2 protein-coding genes are annotated in these 3,707 nt (G+C 58.8%); one reads left to right on the top strand and one right to left on the bottom strand.

All coding sequences use genetic code 11. From position 1 onward, the window contains the following. Window positions 1-530 precede the first annotated feature (530 nt). A complete protein-coding gene (locus Q2941_RS51055) occupies window positions 531-2,504 on the bottom strand; it encodes an acyltransferase family protein (protein WP_458197460.1) in 1,974 nt (657 codons plus the stop codon). A gap of 270 nt (window positions 2,505-2,774) precedes the next feature. Between Q2941_RS51055 and Q2941_RS51050 the strand changes: the two genes are divergently transcribed. Beyond that, window positions 2,775-3,236, top strand: a complete 462-nt coding sequence (locus Q2941_RS51050; protein ID WP_458197459.1) for an AI-2E family transporter — start codon at window positions 2,775-2,777, stop codon at window positions 3,234-3,236. Window positions 3,237-3,707: the final 471 nt, after the last annotated feature.

Below are 3,707 nucleotides of genomic sequence, written 5' to 3'. Positions count from 1 at the left end.
TATCAGTAAGGATATCCATACCGACAGTCAGCTACAGACCGGACAACCCCACAAGACGGCCGTCCTCGGATGAGTACTTTCCCGAGCACCGCCTTGGCGAAGGACGTGCCGCGCACGGTGCGGGATTTGAAGGATCAAATCGGCGGGTTGCAGCGTCTTCCAGATCATGTCGATTTCCGGCCATAAGGACGCCGCCGAGGTGCAGGCTTACGTCGACGCGGCCAATCGAAAAAAGATGGCGGCGCAGGCAACGGCGCTACTCGATGGCGCTAAACCGTGAACGAATGACTGCAAACCCCAACGATGCGGGTTGGCAATTCCGAGAAAAAATCCAAGAGATACAGCGCGTGAATTTGGAAATGGCGCTCCCTAGGGGAGACGAAGAGCAACTCAGGAAGACAATGAAAAACAAGCACAAATCGGTTTGACTGCCAACCGATTGCTACCACGTGGGACTACCACCTACAAGCCACTGCTGGGGGATCATCTGCCGTGAGGCAAAGCTAAATTGCGTCCACGCCAGTTGCATCTCACTTCAATAAGAAATCAAGGAAGCGCACGTTCTGCTGCACGAAGACGGGACGCAAATGCGTGCGGTCAGAGAATTTAGGCTCGCCCGTTTCGAAGAAGGGCGAACAGTTTTCGCCAGCATCGCAGATATCGGGAAGGGGATTGAGCAGCGCCGCCCCAGTGCGCTCACCAACCGCGCGCAGTTTAGTGTCGGCTGTAGCAAGAACGGCCCGCAGTTCGGCGATTGGTACGGTCTTCTCAACGTCCGGGGCAATTCGAAATCCGGTCAGGCTCCGCGCAACCATCTCGCTCGGATCGAAGCGGCGGTGACCAGCCATCCCTAGCACCAAATAGACCTTCGCTCCCTCGCCCTGTAGCGAGCGTACATAGTCTTCAAGATTGGCGTAGAAGGCATCCGCGCCCTCCCTTGTGTTTAGGGCCAAACGCCTACCCTCTCGTTCGATCTGCATCCCTTCGGCGCTGTAGCCTGACCAAGCAGCACCCAGCACCACCGATTGCACCTTCTCCCGCCGTACCAAGTCTATCAGTTTGCGGGGCAAATTGCCGCAACTCGCGAATTTGTCCTGCTGGATCACCTCCGGCACCGGAGGACAGCGGGGACCTGTCACGAAATAGGTGTTGGCAGCCAGTTGCCCTTCGTCGGCCAATAGCTGCACTCGGGGCCCGTAGTGAAACAACAGGCTATCGCCGCTTAACGCCACTTTGCGCTCGCCGTGGCCCAGATGGGCCACCAACGTCCAGTCGTGGTCTGACACCTCCATGTCCTTGGTTGGCTTGAAGTCCGCATCGAGTTTTGCATCACCGATCTTCCTCACGTCGATGCCGGGAAGCGGCGGGAAACGTTCGGGGAAACCACCATTGGTCCAAACGGCCAGCCCGCAGGCACCAAGCGCCGCCACGGAAGCAGCGACGATCAGGGTGTGACGGTGGCGGTGCGCCCCAAAGCGGACTGGATACTCGATGAAACGATAGGTGGCCCAAGCCAGCAGGAGACTTGCAGCTACAAGCCCCAAGGCCATCAGGGGCGTCGGTGGCTTACCTAGACGAATGACATAAGCATATGAGATCAGTGGCCAGTGCCAGATATAAAGCGGATAGCTTATTAGGCCGACGAAGACGACGGCACGGTTGGAGAAGACTATACGGTTCGTCGTGGCGTCGCGCCCGGCTAAGATTACCGCAACAGCTCCCGCCACCGGCAGCAGAGCGAGCCAGCCCGGAAAACGTAACTCTGGCGTGAACAACGCTGCCGATGTCAGCAGGACAGCTAAGCCAGCAAAGGAAATCCAGGACCGGACGTTGGATGTGAGGATAATCGGACGCCACCAAGCCAGACCTGCCCCGGCTAGCAGCTCCCAGAAACGTGAGACCGGTAGGTAGAAGTCATCGGAGATGTTGGTGATGGACAGGGCGACGTTGACTGCGAAAGAGGCCAGGAACAGCACGGCCAGCAGTCGGCCGACCTTCGCCTTAATCTGGAAGGTCACCCATAGCAACACCGGCCAGACTATGTAGAACTGCTCTTCGATGCCCAAGGACCATAGATGCAAAAGAGGCTTTAGACTGGCGGCGGTGTCGAAATAGCCGCTCTCGCTCCATAGCGCTATGTTGGAGAGGAAGCCTGCGCCGAAGAACACATGCTTGCCCAGCGTCGCCAGTTCGATCGGCGTCAGGGAAACGAAGCCATAAGCCAATACGGCGAACAAGCAAACAGCGAGTGCCGGGAAGATGCGCCGGATGCGCCGCCCATAGAAGGCGGCGAACGAGAAGCTGTGCTCGTCCAATTCAGTGAAAAGTATTGACGAGATCAGAAAGCCTGAAATGACGAAGAAGACGTCTACACCCACATAGCCACCGCGGACTACGTTCGGAAAGGCGTGATAGAGGACCACTGAAAGTACGGCAAAGGCCCGCAGCCCATCGATATCCGGGCGGTAGTCGTCGGTGGTGTGTTGCCTAAGATCGACCCTCACGGCCAACACCTGTCAGGAAGCGATCTTGAACACAGCGGGCTGGTGTGGCGTCACCATGGCGCATCCTGAGTTCCCCAACGGGCTCAAGGAGATTTTGTGAGCCAAGGTGGACGCGGCGCCCCAAGCTGAAGGCCGCCGCCGCGGGCCTAAGGAAGCCCGTGGGTATCTAACCCCTTGGGGTTGACATCGCGGAACCTGCCATTTGTTGGCCGAGCCACACCGCCGGCACGCTATTGTTCGTCCCAATCAGGGCAGGATCTACGCGCCACCTTGGCCGCCGGTCCACTACCGGGCCTCGCGGTGTACTATGCTGCGGCGCTACGCCTAATCGGTCTCGACCACGGGGTCCTGATCGGCATCGCGGCCGGATTGATCAGCTTCATCCCGTATCTCGGATCGCTCTCCGGCCTGATTGTCTCCACGTGCATCGCGATCGCGCAATTCTCGCCGAACTGGAGACCGATCTGGCTTGTGCCGGCGGTCTTCGTCGTCGGACAATCGCTGGCCGACTACGTTCTGGCGCCGCATCTGGTGGGTCGACGCGTGCATCTGAACCCGGTCTGGGTGATGTTCGCGCTTTTCGCCTTCGGTTACTTGTTCGGCTTTGTCGGCCTGTTGATCGCGGTGCCGCTCGCTTCTGCCATCGGCGTGCTGGCCCGTTTTGCCCTGAGAACCTACTATGCGAGTTCGCTTTACGCGTCGACCGCGACAAAGCCGCCCCTCGAATCCTGATGCTTGGTTCTACGACTTCGGCCATTGCAAGGCTGTCGGATTGACATGCCTCGATATGAAAAAGGCCAAGACATTGTTCGGGTGGCATCATGGCGCACAGCCTTGCCATGGAATGTCGCTTGGCTCAGAGCTGCCGAAATTGGGTGGTGCAGCGGGTCGGTAGCCATGAGGGGTACAGCGCCGGTGGCGCCAATCAATTCGGGAGGGCAGCCGCGGACCTCGGATGTGCAGCGGCTGGCGCCCCGCTGACTGACCGCTTCGAAATCGGTATACTGGCAGGAGGCGGGAACCGCACCAGGTTGATCGGTCGTGCAGCAAGATGCAGTCCGCAAGTACTACGCTTTCGGGGAGGAGCAGACGTCGAACGGTAGCCGAAACCCGCAGAGCCGGTCGAGAATGACCCTGGCTGTGTGAAAACATAGTGCCGCTGTTATGATTCTCCCGTGATTCTGAGGGAGAATTGATGAGGCG

It is taken from the genome of Bradyrhizobium sp. UFLA05-153 (assembly GCF_054185185.1).
This window is presented reverse-complemented; position numbering and strand designations above follow the sequence as displayed.